This window comes from Streptomyces sp. CRN 30 (assembly GCF_034105845.1).
In genome coordinates this window covers 39,612-55,851 of record NZ_JAVRHI010000297.1, presented here as the reverse complement: position 1 = coordinate 55,851, position 16,240 = coordinate 39,612, and the positions used below count along the sequence as shown (strand labels likewise).

Below are 16,240 nucleotides of genomic sequence, written 5' to 3'. Positions count from 1 at the left end.
GAAGCCCCGGACCGTTCTCCGGACCGGGGCTTCGCGCACGGCGTGGCTCAGCCCGTCACCAGCAGGATGACCAGCAGCACGGCGCCCGCGATCGAGGGGCCCATGACCTCCCAGGACCAGCGGGCGCTCGGCTCGCCCTGCGAGCCCGGCGCCTTGGCCCGGGCCTCGCACAGCTCACGCAGTTCCTGCATGGTCCGGTCGGCCGCGGCGCGCTCGGGCCGGGACTCCAGCGACGTGCGCCCGCTGCTGTCCGCCCGGGCGGACGGTCTGGCGTCGGCGAGCGCCTGCCGCCGCTGGGCACGGTTGCGGGCGCGCAGCGAGACGGGGACGGCGTAGAGCTGGTACTTGGTGCCGGCGCTGTCGACCACCTCGTTGGTGTACCGGGAGCGCAGCGAGACGACCGTCGCCCAGGGCAGCACGATCACGCGGAACGGGTTGCGGACGCGCAGCCGGTCGTCGTTGGCGAACACGGCCGGCCGCACCGAGAAGGCGGTCACGAGCGGCACGACGAACAGCAGCGCGGCGAGCCCCAGCCAGGGCGTGCGGCCCTGTCCCGTGACGATCGCGTCGCCCCCGAGCCAGACCAGGATGACCAGCAGCAGGGTGCCGCCCACGACACCGCCGGTCGAACGGTGGACCCGGTCCTTGTGGACGGGCTCGGAGGGCTGTGCGGGCTGCGTGGGCCGAGCGGACGACGCGGCCTCCGCGGGCCGGGTGGGCTCGGCCGAGGGCCCGGACGCCGCCGGGGCCGAGGGCGGCGTCGAGGGCTGCCTCGTGGACCCGGCGGCCCTGCTGCGGTGGGGCTTCCCGGGTGCTGCGGCCCGTGCCGCGGCCTTCCCGCTGTCGGCGGGGTCGCCCTCGCGGTGATCGGCCTGTCCGGACGCCGCGGATGTCCCGGTCTCCGGTTCCGCGGGTTTCGCCGGTTCCGCGGGCTCCGGCGCGGTCGGCTGGTGGTCGGGGCTGCTCATGGTTCCGATTCTGCCCGACGACCGCGCCGGACCCCGTAGGCGGTGCGCGCGGAGGGCCGCCCGGCTCCCACCGGCCCCGTCCCCCGCCGGCGCACGAACCGCGGCGGACCGCGGCGGGCCCGCGCACGCGCCCCTCCCGGCCGGCTTCGGGGCCTGTACAGACCGCTACGCGCGTAGATATGCTCGGCTGGTGACCATGCCCACGTCCCCCAAGCAAGCCGTACACGCACTCACCGACGTGACCGCCTCGCACAGCTCGCTCCGCCGCTTCCTGCACGGGCTGCCCGGTGTCGACGCGGTCGGCCTGGAGGCGCGTGCCGCGTCGCTCGGCACGCGTTCCGTCAAGGCGGCCTCCAAGGCGTACGCGATCGACCTCGCCATCTCGATGGTCGACCTGACGACGCTGGAAGGCGCGGACACCCCGGGCAAGGTCCGGGCGCTCGGCGCCAAGGCGGTCCGCCCCGACCCGACCGACCGCACCGCCCCGGCCACGGCCGCGGTCTGCGTCTACCCCGACATGGTGCCCGCCGCCAGGGCGGCCGTCGCCGGTTCGGACGTGAAGGTCGCCTCGGTCGCCACCGCCTTCCCGGCGGGCCGCGCCTCCCTCGCCGTGAAGCTGGCCGACGTCCGGGAGGCCGTCGCCGCGGGCGCGGACGAGATCGACATGGTCATCGACCGCGGGGCGTTCCTCGCGGGCGACTACCTGAAGGTGTACGACGAGATCACCGCCGTGAAGGAGGCCTGCGGGACGAGCGCCCGGCTGAAGGTCATCTTCGAGACCGGCGAGCTGTCGACGTACGACAACATCCGCCGCGCCTCCTGGCTCGGCATGCTGGCCGGTGCCGACTTCATCAAGACCTCGACCGGCAAGGTCGCCGTCAACGCGACCCCCGCGAACACCCTGCTGATGCTGGAGGCCGTGCGCGACTTCCGCGCGCAGACCGGCGTCCAGGTCGGGGTGAAGCCGGCCGGCGGCATCCGTACCTCCAAGGACGCCGTCAAGTTCCTGGTCCTGGTCAACGAGACCGCGGGCGCGGACTGGCTGGACAACCACTGGTTCCGCTTCGGCGCCTCCTCGCTCCTGAACGACCTGCTGATGCAGCGTCAGAAGCTGGCCACCGGCCGCTACTCCGGCCCCGACTACGTGACGGTGGACTGATCACCATGGCACCCGCATCCTCATCCTCATCCCCGTTCGAGTACGCACCGGCCCCCGAGTCCCGCTCGATCGTCGACATCGCGCCCTCCTACGGCCTGTTCATCGACGGCGAGTTCGCCGAGGCGGCCGACGGCCAGGTCTTCAAGACGGTCGCCCCCGCCACCGAGGAGGTCCTCTCCGAGGTGGCGCGGGCCGGCGAGGCGGACGTGGAGCGCGCCGTACGGGCCGCCCGCAAGGCCTTCGCGACCTGGTCCGCGCTGCCGGGCACCGAGCGCGCCAAGTACCTCTTCCGCATCGCCCGCATCATCCAGGAGCGCAGCCGCGAGCTCGCCGTCCTGGAGACGCTGGACAACGGCAAGCCCATCAAGGAGACGAGGGACGCCGACCTGCCGCTGGTCGCCGCGCACTTCTTCTACTACGCGGGCTGGGCCGACAAGCTGGAGCACGCCGGGTTCGGCCGGGTGACGACGGACGGGCACAGTGGCCCGGCACCGAAGCCACTGGGCGTCGCGGGCCAGGTCATCCCGTGGAACTTCCCCCTCCTCATGCTGGCGTGGAAGATCGCCCCGGCCCTGGCGACCGGCAACACGGTCGTCCTGAAGCCCGCCGAGACGACCCCGCTGTCCGCCCTCTTCTTCGCGGACGTCTGCCGCCAGGCGGGCCTGCCCAAGGGCGTCGTGAACATCCTCCCGGGCTACGGAGACGCGGGCGCCGCGCTCGTCGCGCACCCGGACGTGAACAAGGTCGCCTTCACCGGCTCCACCGCCGTCGGCAAGGAGATCGCGCGCACCGTCGCGGGCACCCGCAAGAAGCTCACCCTGGAGCTGGGCGGCAAGGGCGCCAACATCGTCTTCGACGACGCCCCGCTCGACCAGGCCGTCGAGGGCATCGTCAACGGCATCTTCTTCAACCAGGGCCAGGTGTGCTGCGCGGGCAGCCGCCTGCTGGTGCAGGAGTCGATCCACGACGAGCTGCTGGACGCGCTGAAGCGCCGGCTCACGACCCTCCGCCTGGGCGACCCGCTCGACAAGAACACGGACATCGGCGCCATCAACTCCGCCGAGCAGCTCGCCCGTATCACCGCGCTCGCCGACCAGGGCGAGGCCGAGGGCGCCGAGCGCTGGTCCCCCGAGTGCGAGCTGCCCTCGTCGGGCTACTGGTTCGCGCCGACGCTCTTCACAGGCGTCACCCAGGCGCACACCGTCGCGCGTGACGAGATCTTCGGCCCGGTCCTGTCGGTCCTCACCTTCCGCACCCCGGACGAGGCCGTCGCGAAGGCCAACAACACCCCGTACGGGCTCTCCGCCGGCATCTGGACGGAGAAGGGCTCCCGGATCCTGGCCGTGGCGAACAAGCTGCGCGCGGGTGTCGTCTGGTCCAACACGTTCAACAAGTTCGACCCGACCTCGCCCTTCGGCGGTTACAAGGAGTCGGGCTTCGGCCGCGAGGGCGGCCGCCACGGCCTGGAGGCGTACCTCGATGTCTGACGCACGACTGTCCGTCTTCAAGACCTACAAGCTGTACGTCGGCGGGAAGTTCCCGCGTTCCGAGAGCGGCCGGGTGTACGAGGTGACGGACCGAGAAGGCACATGGCTGGCCAACGCTCCGCTGGCGTCCCGCAAGGACGCCCGGGACGCGGTGGTGGCCGCCCGCAAGGCGTTCGGGGCGTGGTCCGGCGCGACCGCGTACAACCGGGGCCAGGTCCTCTACCGCGTCGCGGAGATGCTGGAGGGCCGGCGCGAGCAGTTCGTCCGCGAGGTGGCCGAGGCGGAGGGTCTGACGGCGTCCGAGGCGGCCGTACAGGTCGACGCGGCGATCGACCGCTGGGTCTGGTACGCGGGCTGGACCGACAAGATCGCTCAGGTGGTGGGCGGCGGCAACCCGGTCGCGGGCCCGTACTTCAACCTGTCCTCCCCCGAGCCGACGGGCGTCGTCGCCGTCCTGGCCCCGCAGGAGTCGTCCTTCCTGGGCCTGGTCTCGGTGCTCGCCCCGGTGATCGCGACCGGCAACACGGCCGTGGTGATCGCCTCGGAGCGGTCCCCGCTCCCGGCGCTCTCCCTCGGCGAGGTGCTGGCCACCTCCGATGTCCCCGGTGGCGTGGTCAACGTCCTCTCCGGCCGTACGGCGGAGATCGCGGCCCCGCTCGCCGCACACCAGGACGTGAACGCCGTCGACCTGGCCGGCGCGGACGAGGCCCTGGCGAAGGAGCTGGAGATCGCGGCCGCGGACAACCTGAAGCGCGTCCTGCGTCCACAGCCTGTGGACGACTGGGCGGCGACCCCGGGCACCGCCCGCATGACCGCCTTCCTGGAGACGAAGACGGTCTGGCACCCGACGGGATCGCTGGGCGCCTCCGGATCGTCGTACTAGACCGCACGGCGCCGCGACAGCCGCACCCCCCGCCGCCCGGGCGGTGCGGCCACGGCCCCTGCGCCCGTCGGGCCGGGCTCAGCCCTGGCCCTGGCCCTCGCTCATCCCCGGCAGCTGCGACAGCACCGGGATGGCCCCGATCGAGGAGGCCTGGGCCACCGGCCCCGTCAGGGACTTGGAGTCGAGGTGCTGGAAATCGGCGACCTGGGTGCCGACGCCGTTGTTCAGCACGTCGACCGGGGTGCCCGCGATCGGGTTGGGCTTGACGCGCCCCACCGAGCCCAGGACGTACCGGACGCTCGTGTCGAGCGCCCGGAGCGCGGCCTGTGGGTCGATCCTTCCGGTCTCCAGCCGCCGGACCTGCACCATCGGCGAGGTCGGTGAGGCCGGTCCGGTGGCCGCCGCGGCCGTACCGGCACCGCTCCCGAGGGCGATGCCCGCAGTGGCGACGGCCAGCGCGGCGCGCCGGACGGTGGGGGGCTGGGGAGCCGGGTGTCGTGCCATCGCTGCTGCCACCTTCTGCTGCGCTGCGTGAGCGTACGGGTACGAAGGGTAGTTGAAATGTGATGTGCGCTCCACCGTCGACCCGCTGTCCCGGCCACGGTGGCGCGATGCCGCACACTGGACTCTCGTGAGCGCACCTTTCCCGACACCGACCCGGGTCGTCCTGCTGTCCGGCCCCTCCGGGTCCGGCAAGTCCCTCCTCGCCGCCCTCTCCGGCCTGCCCGTGCTGCGCCTGGACGACTTCTACAAGGAGGCCGACGACCCGACGCTGCCGCTCGTGCCGGGGAGTTCGGACATCGACTGGGACCACCCGCTGTCCTGGGACGCGGACACGGCGGTCGCGGCGATCGAGGAGCTGTGCCGGACGGGCCGTACGACCGTGCCGACGTACGACATCTCGCTGAGCGCCCGCACCGGCGAGGAGGGCCTGGACATCGGGCGGACGCCGGCGTTCATCGCCGAGGGCGTGTTCGCCGCGGAGATAGCCGCCCGCTGCCGGGAGGCCGGTCTGCTCGCCGACGCGCTCTGCCTGACCCGCGGCCCGGTCACCACCTTCCGCCGCCGTTTCCTGCGCGACCTGAAGGAGGGCCGCAAGTCGGTGCCCTTCCTGCTGCGACGCGGCTGGCGGCTGATGCGCCTGGAGCGTTCGATCGTGGCCCGGCAGACGGAACTGGGCGCCCACGCGTGCGACAAGGACGAGGCGCTGGGCCGGCTGGCCGTGGCCGCCGCCGGGGACGGGGCGGGCGCACCCACGGGGACCGTCGCGTAGGACGCGCGCACGAGAAGCGGGACTGGTGCGGCCCCCCGGCCCTCCAGTCCCGCTCTTTCGTGATCCCCCGTTTTCCCCGTGTTCCCCGTGTCCCCCCGTATTCCCGTACCCCCGTGGTGGGCCCCCCGTCGCCCCCCTCATGGCCCCCCGTGACCCCCCGGCCCCGTGATCCCCTCGGGTGTTGCTCCCCCGTTTCCCCGTTGCCCCCCGTGGTCCCCCCGGACCCCGTTGGTTCCCCCGGTTCCCCCCGGACACGCGACGGCGCTCCCCCGCGCCACCGCGGCCCCCCGTTCCTCGGGCGGCCCGCCGCTCTCAGGCGACGAGCTCGCCGAAGGACTCCTCCTCGTCACGGCCGAAGCTGAGGACCTCGTCCTCGCGCAGCCGGCGGAGCGACCGCCAGATGCTGGACTTCACCGTGCCGACACTGATGTCGAGGATGTCCGCGATCTCCGGGTCGGTGCGGCCCTCGTAGTAACGCAGGACCAGCATCGTGCGCTGGAGTTCGGGCAGCCGGGCGAGCGCCTGCCACAGGACGGCGCGCAGCTCGGTGCCGCGCATCGCGTCCGTGTCGCCGGCGGTCTCCGGCAGCTCCTCGGTCGGGTACTCGTTCAGCTTGCGGCGGCGCCACGCGCTGATGTGCAGGTTGGTCATGGTGCGGCGGAGGTAACCCCCGACCGCGGCCTTGTCACTGATCCGGTCCCACGCCCGGTACGTCGAGAAGAGGGCGCTCTGCAGCAGGTCCTCCGCCTCGAAGCGGTCGCCGGTCAGGTGGTAGGCGGTTGCGTACAGGGAGGCGCGGCGCTCCTGGACGTAGGCGGTGAACGCCGCTTCGGCGTCCCCCGTCCCCGCCCCGGAGCGGCCCCCCGTGACCTCCCCGTACGCGATTCCCCCGTGCGGTCCCCCCTGGGTCCCCCCGTCGGTGCTTCCCCCCGTGGACCCGTCAACCACCGTCATGTAGGGCTGAAGCCCTTGCTGCGCATGGACGGTGTGCTGACGTCCGGTGCCGCGAGCGCACCCCCGCCCGCTCACGGCACCGGACTTCTCGGTGCTCCGCGCGACGTCGTGGAGACGCGTGATCACTGCGCCAGAACTGGTGCTGTGCAGCGTGTTCATCTCGCGCCCCCCGTCGTGGAGTTCCGTTCCGGTGCTTCGGCGGCGCCGCCCGGTGGTCGGTTCGGGCGGTGCCTCCTTGCCTGTGCCGAAAAGCTTGCCGGGGTCACTTCATGACCGTGTCTGCCGTCTGTCACAGACCTGTCACAGCGGCCGCCCCGGCCGTGCCCTGGCCGGCCACGGAGGAGAACCGTCCGGCTGCCCGAACGGCACGAGTATGCGCGGGTCCTGGGTGGGAGCGCTCCGACAGTCGATGGAGCGCCATGTCATGGGCCAGAATGAGCCCGTGCCTTCCCTGTTGCTGATCGAGGACGACGACGCCATCCGCACGGCCCTGGAGCTATCGCTGACGCGCCAGGGACACCGTGTCGCCACCGCCGCTTCCGGCGAGGACGGTCTCAAGTTGCTGCGCGAGCAGCGACCGGATCTGATCGTTCTGGATGTGATGCTGCCCGGTATCGATGGCTTCGAGGTCTGCCGACGCATCCGGCGCACCGACCAGCTGCCGATCATCCTGCTGACCGCCCGCAACGACGACATCGACGTCGTGGTGGGCCTGGAGTCGGGCGCCGACGACTACGTCGTCAAGCCGGTGCAGGGCCGGGTGCTGGACGCCCGCATCCGGGCCGTGCTGCGGCGCGGGGAGCGCGAGGCCAACGACGCGGCGACCTTCGGCAACGTGGTGATCGACCGCGCCGCGATGACGGTGACCAAGAACGGCGAGGACCTCCAGCTGACCCCCACCGAGCTGCGGCTGCTCCTCGAGCTCAGCCGCCGCCCCGGACAGGCCCTGTCCCGCCAGCAGTTGCTGCGGCTGGTCTGGGAGCACGACTACCTCGGTGACTCGCGGCTCGTCGACGCGTGCGTGCAGCGCCTGCGCGCCAAGGTCGAGGACGTCCCGTCGTCCCCGACCCTCATCCGCACCGTCCGCGGCGTCGGCTACCGGCTGGACGCGCCTCAGTGACCGAAGTGCGACGAGGGGGGCTCCGCGGCTGGTCCGCGGCGCGCGGGAGGGTGTGGTCCGGGCTGCGTTTCACGAGTCTGCGGCTGCGGCTGGTGGTCGTCTTCGGGCTCGTCGCGCTCACGGCGGCGGTGTCGGCGTCCGGCATCGCGTACTGGCTCAACCGCGAGGCCGTGCTGACGCGCGCCCAGGACGCCGCGCTGGACGACTTCGAGCGGGAGATGCAGAGCCACGCGAGCACGCTGCCGGTGCGGCCGACCCAGGAGCAGCTGTCGGTGGCGGCCCGGCAGATGACGGACGACGGGCGCCTGTTCAGTGTGCTGCTGGTCGCCGAGGACGCCGACGGCCGGACGGTGCGGGGCACCTCGGGCACGGCGGCGCTGGACGGCTTCACGCTGGAGGACGTGCCCGCGTCGCTGCGCAAGGCGGTCAACAAGGAGCAGCCGATCACCTCCGGCAACAAGCACGCCTACCACCTGTACTGGCAGCGGGTCGTCGACGGCGACGAGCCGTACCTGGTGGGCGGCGCGAAGGTGATCGGTGGCGGCCCGACGGGCTACATGCTGAAGTCGCTGGAGCCGGAGGCGAAGGACCTCAACTCCCTCGCCTGGTCGCTGGGGATCGCCACCGGCCTCGCCCTCGTCGGCGCGGCACTGCTCGCGCAGGCCGCCGCGACGACCGTGCTGAAGCCGGTGCACCGGCTGGGCATCGCGGCCCGCCGGCTGGGCGAGGGCAAGCTCGACACCCGGCTGCGGGTGTCCGGCACGGACGAACTGGCCGACCTGTCCCGGACCTTCAACCGCGCCGCGGAGTCCCTGGAGAAGAAGGTCGACGACATGAGCGCCCGCGAGGAGGCGTCCCGGCGCTTCGTCGCCGACATGTCCCACGAACTCCGTACGCCCCTGACGGCCATCACCGCCGTGACGGAGGTACTGGAGGACGAGCTGGACGCCGAGGACGGCGGCCTCGAACCCATGATCGAGCAGGCCGTGCGGCTGGTCGTGAGCGAGACCCACCGGCTGAACAACCTCGTCGAGAACCTCATGGAGGTGACCCGGTTCGACGCGGGCACCGCCCGGCTGGTCCTGGACGACGTGGACATCGCCGACCAGATCACCGCGTGCATCGACGCGCGCGCCTGGCTGGACGCGGTGGAGCTGGACGCCGAGCGCGGCATCATCGTCCGCCTCGACCCGCGCCGCCTGGACGTCATCCTGGCCAACCTCATCGGCAACGCGCTCAAGCACGGCGGCTCCCCGGTGCGGGTCTCCGTGCGCACCGGGGACGACGACCTCGTCATCGAGGTGCAGGACAACGGCCCGGGCATCCCCGAGGACGTCCTGCCCCACGTCTTCGACCGCTTCTACAAGGCGAGCGCCTCCCGGCCCCGCTCCGAGGGCAGCGGTCTGGGCCTCTCCATCGCCCTGGAGAACGCCCACATCCACGGCGGTGACATCACCGCGGCGAACGCGGCGAAGGGCGGCGCGGTCTTCACCCTGCGGCTGCCCCGGGACGCGTCCGCTCTGATAGCGCAGGAGCAGGGCGACGGCACGGAGGGGAACGGCGGATGACCGTACGACGAGGGGGACACCCCGGACCCGCCGTCCGGCGCCTGCTCGCGGCCGGCGCGCTGACGGCCGTGCTCGCGGGCTGCGGGATCCGGGCCACCCAGGTACCCACGGACTTCGGCCCGGCCCCCTCACGCGCGCGGTGCTCCCTGTCGGCCACGGACACCGCCCGGCCGAGCGGGTCCGGCGCTCCGGTACAGGTCTACCTGCTCTGCTCCGGGCAACTGGCGCCGGTCACCCGTTCCGTACCGCTCCCGCCGGACACGGAGCGGCGCGTCCCGGTGGCGCAGGACCTGCTCGGCGAGCTCGCCGCGCACCCCTCGGACACCGAGGACGAGGCCGGGTACGAGACGGACGTGCCGGCCGGTCTGACGGTGAGCGGCCCCCGGGCGGGCGAGCCGGCGGAGACCCTGCGGCTGTCCACGGCGCCCGAGCGGCTGACGCGGTACGCCCTCGCCCAGATCCTCTGCACCTTCGCCGACTCCACGGCCGCCGGGGGCGACGGCTCGGTGGTGCTGGGCGGCCCCGGCGAGGACCCGCTCAGGCGGTACGAGTGCACGGCGGAGCTCCGCTCGGACCCGGGCACCGGGCAGCCCATGTCGACGGAGGTCGGTACGCCCTGAGGGCCCGGGTCACCTTCCCGGCCGGGCGCGGGCCCGGGGGGGGAGCGGTTCCACGGCCGTGGCGCATCCCACGTCCTCGGGGGCCGCCGCGGCACACCGGTGCGGAACCGATCGCGCCGGGTACCGCGTCTAGGGGGTCGTGCAGCGTCAAGGTTCGAGCGGCGGCAGCGCCGGATTCCGCGTCCGTGCGGCGGGAGGTGTCCTCCTCGTCGCACACCTCGCGCTCGTCGCCTGGATCACCCTGCGCCCGCTGGACGTCCCCTGGGTCAGCGCCGCCAACCTGCGTCCGTTCGCGGGCATCCGAGCCGATCTCGCGCTCGGCTGGCCCCAGGCGGCCCGGTGCCTCGGCGGGGGCCTGGCGCTGCTGGCGCCGCTGGGTGTCCTGCTGCCGATGGCGGGCGGCAGGCTCACCGTCTCCCCGCTCGCCGACCTCGCCCGTACGGTCACCGCCGGGGCCCTGCTCTCCCTCGGCATCGAGCTGCTGCAGACCGGGGTGCCGGGACAGGTCGTCGACATCGACTCGATCCTGCTGAACGCGGTCGGGGTGGCCGTCGCCCACCTCGCCGTCGTGCCCGCCGCCCGGGCCAGGCTCCGCCGCAGGGCCGAGACCAGGGAGCGGGCGGCCCTGCGCAGGGAGGACCCGTCTCAGGGTCGCACCCCGACGATCCCCAGGGTCGGGATAGCCCCGTAGAGGGACGCTTCGCCCGGTTCGTCACCGTAGCGTCGGGGGTACCCGCTGAGGACGAAAGGGGCCGCCAACGGGGCGGTTCCACCCCACGGTTGACGAAGGAGCCATGATGAGCCGCCTTGCCCGCCCCACCCACGGCCGCATGATCGGCGGAGTGTGCGCAGCGCTGGCACGGCGCTTCGGTACCTCCGCGACCACGATGCGCGCGATCTTCCTGGTGTCCTGCCTGCTCCCGGGTCCGCAGTTCCTGCTCTACATAGCCCTGTGGATCCTGTTCCCCACGGAGCGCAGGGCCGACACGGCCTGGTGAACCGCCCGCACCAGTGCGGGGCGCACCGGCTCCGGTGCGCCCCGCGCGTGTGTCCGTGGCAGCCGTGTGCGCGCGGTGGCGCACGCACGGCGGGGCCGGTTCAGCCGCCGAGCGGCAGGCCGTTGACGCCCAGGCCCTGCATGGGCAGGCCCTTGACGGGCAGGCCGCCGAGCAGGTGGGCGACCGGACCGGCGGGGCCCTCGCGCAGCATGTCGGCGACGGCGGGCCGCGCGGCGCGCACCCCCTGGCCGAGCACCGTCTTCCCCGTGGACAACGCCTCGTCGGTGACGTCCGGCAGCGCCTTCGAGACGGTCTCCGCCGCCGGCGGCAGCGCCTTCGAGACACTCTTCGCGGCCCCCGGCAGCGCCTTGGAGACATCGTCCGTCGGCAGCGTCCTGGCGACCTCCTCCACCGGCAGCGCCTGGGCGGCGGTGCCCAGCGTCCGGGAGGTGTCCGGCAGGGCCGGCGCGGCGGCGTGTCCCACACCCGCGCCCGTGGCGGCGATGGCGGCACCGAGGGCAGTGGCACCCAGGGTCTTGGCAGCAGACTGCTTCATATTGAATGCGTCCTTGATGCGGTACGGGGATGAGCGGTCCAGGAACGTAAACATCAAATTCCCGCGCACGCAAATGAGGAAAAGCGGCCGGAGTATCGCGCTCCGACCGCTTCCCTTACCATCGGATCACTCGCCATCGACCACAGAAGCGCTGGTGGAGGCGGGCTGACGGAACAGCCATTCGGATTTCAATTCGGCATATCCGGGTTTGATGACGTCATTGATCATCGCCAGTCGTTCATCGAAAGGAATGAATGCTGATTTCATCGCATTTACCGAGAACCATTGGATGTCGTCGAGCGTGTAGCCAAAAGCCGTGACGAGGTGCTCGAACTCCCGGCTCATGCTGGTCCCGGACATCAGGCGATTGTCCGTGTTCACCGTCGCACGGAAATGGAGCCGGCGCAGCAGCCCGATGGGGTGCTCGGCGTAGGAGTCCGCGGCACCCGTCTGGAGGTTGGAACTGGGGCACAGTTCCAGCGGGATCCGCTTGTCACGGACGTACGAGGCGAGCCGGCCCAGTTTCACCGAGCCGTCGGCGCCGGTGTGGATGTCGTCGATGATCCGTACGCCGTGGCCGAGCCGGTCGGCGCCGCACCACTGAAGCGCCTGCCAGATGGACGGGAGCCCGAAGGCCTCGCCCGCGTGGATGGTGAAGTGGTTGTTCTCCCGCTTCAGGAACTCGAAGGCGTCGAGGTGCCGGGTGGGCGGGTGGCCGGCCTCCGCGCCCGCGATGTCGAAGCCGACGACCCCGAGGTCGCGGTAGCGGTTGGCGAGTTCGGCGATCTCCAGGGCGCGGGCCGCGTGCCGCATGGCGGTGAGCAGGGCGCCGACGCGGATCCGCCGGCCGTCCTCCCGGGCGCGCCGCTCGCCCTGCCGGAAGCCCTCGTCGACGGCCTCGACGACCTCCTCCAGGCGCAGTCCGCCCTCGAGGTGCTGTTCGGGGGCGTACCGCACCTCGGCGTAGACGACGCCGTCCGCGGCGAGGTCCTCGGCGCACTCGGCGGCGACCCGGACGAGCGCGTCACGCGTCTGCATCACCCCGACGGTGTGGGAGAAGGTCTCCAGGTACCGCTCCAGCGAGCCGGAGTCGGCGGCGGCCCGGAACCAGACCCCGAGCCGGTCCGGATCGGTCTCCGGCAGGGAGGCGTACCCCGTGGCGCGGGCGAGGTCGACGACCGTGCCCGGGCGCAGCCCGCCGTCGAGGTGGTCGTGCAGCAGGACCTTGGGCGCCCGGCGGATCTGGTCCGTGCTCGGGATGTTCCTGGTCTGGCTCGTCATCTCGGCACTGTAATCTCTGCGCACGTCCCCGCCGACGCGCGCGGACCTCCGGCCGCGCGGTTCGCGCCGATACCCAACGGTGACCGTGCGGACAGGTGGCGTACACCCCCGCTTCTGACACTGTTCTGTCATGGCACAGCAAGCAACGCCGGTCCGCAGCGCGCGACTTGGGCGGATCATCGGCCAGGAGCCGCAGGCGGTGAGCGGGGTGGTGCTGCTCCTCCCGCACGGCGAGGAGTACTCGGACCGCAGACCCTCCACGGTGCTGGCGGCCGCCTCCGTCCGCGCCCTCGGACGCCGTCTCGCGCGCGCGGGACGCGACGAGGGGCTGGTCACCCATGTCGTGCACTACCGCTCGCGGGGCTGGAACGGCAGCGAGGCGCAGCTGGCCCGGGACGCGTCCTGGGCGGCCGACGAGGTCGTACGGCGCTACGGGGACGTACCGGTCTGCCTGGCCGGCATCGGGATGGGCGGGCGGGCCGCGCTGCACGCGGCCGGCCACGAGGCCGTCACCGCCGTCCTCGCGCTCGCCCCGTGGCTGCCGGAGGACGACGTCGCCGCGGCGCCCGAACCGGTGAAGCAGCTCGCCGGCCGGCGGGCCATGATCGTGCACGGCACCGACGACCAGCGCAGCGACCCGGAGCTGTCGTTCCGGCTCGCACAGCGCGCGAAGAAGGCCAACCGCGACATCTGCCGCTTCGAGGTCCACACCGACGGGCACTGGCTGCACCAGCACCGGGACGAGGTGCACGCGCTGGCGGAGGACTTCGTGCTGGGGGCGCTGTTCGGGCGCGCCTTCTCGCGTCCGGTGGAGGACGCGTTCGCGGCGCCGCCGCCGCTGGGGCTGCGGATGCCGCTCGCGGCGGGATTCGGGCGGTCGCTGCGCCGGTGAGCGGTGTGCGGGAGGGGGCGCGCGCCGTCACTTCGGCAGCAGGTGCCCCCTCCGGGACAGCAGGAACCTCTTGAACGCGGCCACCGGAGGGGTGTCCGGGTGGCCCTCCAGCCAGGCGACCCCGATCTCCCGCACCGCGCGCGGGGCGGTGACCGTGAGCTCCACGACGCCCGGGCGCGGCACGGCGGGCGGGGGCAGCAGGGCGACGCCGAGGCCCGCGGCGACCAGTCCGCGCAGCGTCTCGGCCTCCTCTCCCTCGAAGGCGATGCGCGGCCGGAACCCGGCCTCCTGGCACAGGTCGTCGGTGATGCGGCGCATCCCGTAGCCGGGCTCCAGGGTCACGAACGTCTCGTCGGCGGCCTCGGCGAGCCGGATCCGCCGACGGCCGGCGAGGCGGTGGTCGGCGGGCACGACGAGGCGCAGTTTCTGCTCGTCGAGGCGGCGGGCCACCAGGCCGGGCGCGTTAGGCACCGGTGAGGTGAGACAGAGGTCCAGCTCCCCGGCCCGCAGCCGCTCCAGCATCGCCTCCCCGTAGTTCTGCACCAGGCTGAAGCGGACGCGGGGGTGGTCGGCGCGGAAGGCGCGGATCAGTCCGGGTACGGTCTCGGAGCCCATGGTGTGCAGGAATCCGAAGGCGACCTTGCCGGTGGCCGGGTCGGCGTCGGCGCGCACCTCCTCGGCCGCGCGCCCGACCTCGGCGAGGGCGCGCTCCACGGAGGCCAGGAAGGTGCGGCCGGCCGGGGTGAGCGCGACCGTGCGGCCCCGGCGCGCGAACAGGTCGACGCCCAGATCCTGTTCGAGGCGGACCATCGCCCGGGACAGCGTGGACTGCGGGACCTGCATCTCCTGGGCGGCCCGGGTGACGTGCTCGGTGCGGGCCACCCCGGCGAAGTACGCCAGCCGCGGGGCGAGCGACGTCACCATGTCTTCTGTGTCACCGAACGATGACAGCTGCGCTTCTGACCTCTGCTGATGCACCACGGGAACGATTATGGGGGTTCCGTGCATTGGACGGATGAGAACCGGTGTCCTTACGTTCGGAACATGCCTTCCGCCAGTACCGGGGCGCCCACCACCGTGGGCGCCGCCGCAGCCGCCGCCACCGCTCCCGCCGCCGACGCCTCCGTCGGCACCGACTCGCGCATGACCCCGGGCGGGCCCGGCTACCGCCGGATGAACATCGCCCTCTTCCTCGCGGGCGTCGCGACCTTCGCCCTCCTCTACTGCACGCAGGCGCTGCTGCCGCTGGTCTCGGACGACCTCGCGGTGAGCGCGAGCGCGGCGAGCTGGACGGTGTCGGCGGCGACGGGCGCGCTGGCGCTGTTCGTCCTGCCGATGAGCGCGCTGTCGGAGCGGTTCGGGCGGCGTACGGTGATGACGGCGTCCCTGACGGTCGCGGTGGGCGTGAGCCTGCTGGTGCCGTTCGCGCCGAACCTGGCCGTGCTGGTGGTGCTGCGGGCGGTGCAGGGCGCGGCGCTGGCCGGACTGCCCGCCTCGGCGACCGCGTACCTCGCGGAGGAGGTCCGCCCCAAGGCGCTGGTCACCTCGATCGGCCTGTTCGTGGCGGGCAACAGCGTCGGCGGCATGAGCGGCCGGGTCATCACCGGCTGGGTCGCGCAGGAGTGGGGCTGGCGGGCCGCGCTCGCGGTGATGGGCGTGGTGGCGGTGGCGTGCGCGGTGGCCTTCCGGCTGCTGCTGCCGGCCCCGAAGCACTTCACTCCCGGGTCGCTGCGGCCGCGCGTGCTGGCCCGCACGGTCCGCGGCCACCTGTCGAACCCGCTGCTGCGCCGGCTGTACGCGATCGGCGCGCTGTTCATGGTGGTGTTCGGCGGCGTGTACACGGTGATCGGCTACCGGCTGACCGACGCGCCCTTCTCGCTCCCCCAGGGCATCATCGGCTCGATCTTCCTGGTGTACCTGGTGGGCACGGTCTCCGCGTCGACGGCCGGGAAGCTGGTGGCCCGGCTGGGGCGGCGCGGCACGCTGTACCTGGCGGGCGGCACGACCGCGGCCGGCCTGCTGCTGTCGCTGGCCGGCTCCCTGGTGCCGGTCCTGCTGGGGCTGGTGCTGATCACCGCGGGCTTCTTCGCCGGGCACGCCTGCGCCTCGTCCTCGGTGAGCCACACGGCCACCGAGGGCCGCGCCCAGGCTTCGGCGCTCTACCAGTCCATGTACTACGTCGGCTCCAGCGCGGGCAGCACGCTCGGCGCGGTGGCGTACCACGCGGGCGGCTGGGCCGGCACGGTCGGCATGGGACTGCTGGCGGTGCTGGGCGTCGTGGCGGTCACGGTGGCGGGGTCGCGCGCGGCCCGGGCCCAGGAGCGGCTCGCGGCGGCGGCCTGACCGCTGCCGTACCGCCTCACCCTCCCCCCGGGCCCGTCTCCGCCACCCGCTCACCGGCTGCCTCGCACGCCTCAACACATGTGCGCACGCTGGGCGTTCACCCATCCCAGGGGCCGTTGTCAGTGGGCTGCGGTAGCT

Annotated in this window: 17 protein-coding genes; 11 read left to right on the top strand and 6 right to left on the bottom strand. The window is 73.0% G+C overall.

From position 1 onward, the window contains the following. Window positions 1–47 precede the first annotated feature (47 nt). Complete coding sequence (locus UW392_RS67090) at window positions 48–614, bottom strand: PH domain-containing protein (protein ID WP_414496725.1); 567 nt, start codon at window positions 612–614, stop codon at window positions 48–50. A 550-nt stretch (window positions 615–1,164) separates the two neighbouring features. Between UW392_RS67090 and deoC the strand changes: the two genes are divergently transcribed. From deoC to UW392_RS31960, 3 genes are read left to right on the top strand one after another with little or no spacing between them, the layout of a single operon-like run. Then, window positions 1,165–2,127, top strand: coding sequence for a deoxyribose-phosphate aldolase (gene deoC, locus UW392_RS31970; RefSeq protein ID WP_320778665.1), 963 nt, complete (start codon window positions 1,165–1,167; stop codon window positions 2,125–2,127). Window positions 2,128–2,132: 5 nt separating this feature from the next. Further along, window positions 2,133–3,614, top strand: a complete 1,482-nt coding sequence (locus UW392_RS31965; RefSeq protein ID WP_320778661.1) for an aldehyde dehydrogenase family protein — start codon at window positions 2,133–2,135, stop codon at window positions 3,612–3,614. Then, on the top strand, window positions 3,607–4,497 hold the full coding sequence (locus UW392_RS31960; RefSeq protein ID WP_320778660.1) for an aldehyde dehydrogenase family protein: 891 nt from the start codon (window positions 3,607–3,609) through the stop codon (window positions 4,495–4,497). Before UW392_RS31965 ends, UW392_RS31960 begins: the two co-directional genes overlap by 8 nt. Before the next feature lie 78 nt (window positions 4,498–4,575). Here the strand turns inward: UW392_RS31960 and UW392_RS31955 are convergent, their stop codons facing one another. Continuing rightward, on the bottom strand, window positions 4,576–5,001 hold the full coding sequence (locus UW392_RS31955) for a hypothetical protein (RefSeq protein WP_320778659.1): 426 nt from the start codon (window positions 4,999–5,001) through the stop codon (window positions 4,576–4,578). Between the two features lie 127 nt (window positions 5,002–5,128). Between UW392_RS31955 and UW392_RS31950 the strand changes: the two genes are divergently transcribed. After that, on the top strand, window positions 5,129–5,770 hold the full coding sequence (locus tag UW392_RS31950) for a uridine kinase (protein WP_320778658.1): 642 nt from the start codon (window positions 5,129–5,131) through the stop codon (window positions 5,768–5,770). 312 nt (window positions 5,771–6,082) lie between these two features. Here the strand turns inward: UW392_RS31950 and UW392_RS31945 are convergent, their stop codons facing one another. Continuing rightward, window positions 6,083–6,883, bottom strand: coding sequence for a SigE family RNA polymerase sigma factor (locus tag UW392_RS31945; protein WP_320778657.1), 801 nt, complete (start codon window positions 6,881–6,883; stop codon window positions 6,083–6,085). Between the two features lie 283 nt (window positions 6,884–7,166). Between UW392_RS31945 and afsQ1 the strand changes: the two genes are divergently transcribed. From afsQ1 to UW392_RS31920, 5 genes are all read left to right on the top strand, one after another. Then, window positions 7,167–7,844, top strand: a complete 678-nt coding sequence (gene afsQ1 / locus UW392_RS31940) for a two-component system response regulator AfsQ1 (RefSeq protein WP_320778656.1) — start codon at window positions 7,167–7,169, stop codon at window positions 7,842–7,844. Beyond that, window positions 7,841–9,412, top strand: a complete 1,572-nt coding sequence (locus tag UW392_RS31935; protein WP_320778655.1) for a HAMP domain-containing sensor histidine kinase — start codon at window positions 7,841–7,843, stop codon at window positions 9,410–9,412. Before afsQ1 ends, UW392_RS31935 begins: the two co-directional genes overlap by 4 nt. Beyond that, window positions 9,409–10,032, top strand: coding sequence for a hypothetical protein (locus UW392_RS31930; RefSeq protein WP_320778654.1), 624 nt, complete (start codon window positions 9,409–9,411; stop codon window positions 10,030–10,032). The genes UW392_RS31935 and UW392_RS31930 overlap by 4 nt, the downstream gene beginning before the upstream one ends. Before the next feature lie 139 nt (window positions 10,033–10,171). After that, the gene (locus UW392_RS31925; RefSeq protein ID WP_320778653.1) at window positions 10,172–10,723 is read left to right on the top strand and encodes a VanZ family protein; all 552 of its coding nucleotides are present in this window, start codon (window positions 10,172–10,174) and stop codon (window positions 10,721–10,723) included. Between the two features lie 106 nt (window positions 10,724–10,829). Further along, on the top strand, window positions 10,830–11,030 hold the full coding sequence (locus UW392_RS31920) for a PspC domain-containing protein (protein WP_320778664.1): 201 nt from the start codon (window positions 10,830–10,832) through the stop codon (window positions 11,028–11,030). Between the two features lie 100 nt (window positions 11,031–11,130). Here UW392_RS31920 and UW392_RS31915 read toward each other — a convergent pair whose 3' ends face one another. Both UW392_RS31915 and UW392_RS31910 read right to left on the bottom strand, forming a co-directional pair. Beyond that, on the bottom strand, window positions 11,131–11,586 hold the full coding sequence (locus UW392_RS31915) for an ATP-binding protein (protein ID WP_320778652.1): 456 nt from the start codon (window positions 11,584–11,586) through the stop codon (window positions 11,131–11,133). Between the two features lie 126 nt (window positions 11,587–11,712). Continuing rightward, window positions 11,713–12,867 carry an adenosine deaminase gene (locus UW392_RS31910; protein ID WP_320778651.1) on the bottom strand — a complete coding sequence of 385 codons (1,155 nt, stop codon included), beginning with the start codon at window positions 12,865–12,867 and terminating at the stop codon, window positions 11,713–11,715. 130 nt (window positions 12,868–12,997) lie between these two features. Here UW392_RS31910 and UW392_RS31905 point away from each other — a divergent pair, with 130 nt between their 5' ends. Beyond that, window positions 12,998–13,759, top strand: coding sequence for an alpha/beta hydrolase (locus tag UW392_RS31905; protein ID WP_320778650.1), 762 nt, complete (start codon window positions 12,998–13,000; stop codon window positions 13,757–13,759). A gap of 27 nt (window positions 13,760–13,786) precedes the next feature. Here UW392_RS31905 and UW392_RS31900 read toward each other — a convergent pair whose 3' ends face one another. Next, window positions 13,787–14,740: a LysR family transcriptional regulator gene (locus tag UW392_RS31900; protein ID WP_320778649.1), complete on the bottom strand. Its 954-nt coding sequence runs from the start codon at window positions 14,738–14,740 to the stop codon at window positions 13,787–13,789. 63 nt (window positions 14,741–14,803) lie between these two features. Here UW392_RS31900 and UW392_RS31895 point away from each other — a divergent pair, with 63 nt between their 5' ends. Next, the gene (locus UW392_RS31895; RefSeq protein WP_320778648.1) at window positions 14,804–16,102 is read left to right on the top strand and encodes an MFS transporter; all 1,299 of its coding nucleotides are present in this window, start codon (window positions 14,804–14,806) and stop codon (window positions 16,100–16,102) included. Window positions 16,103–16,240: the final 138 nt, after the last annotated feature.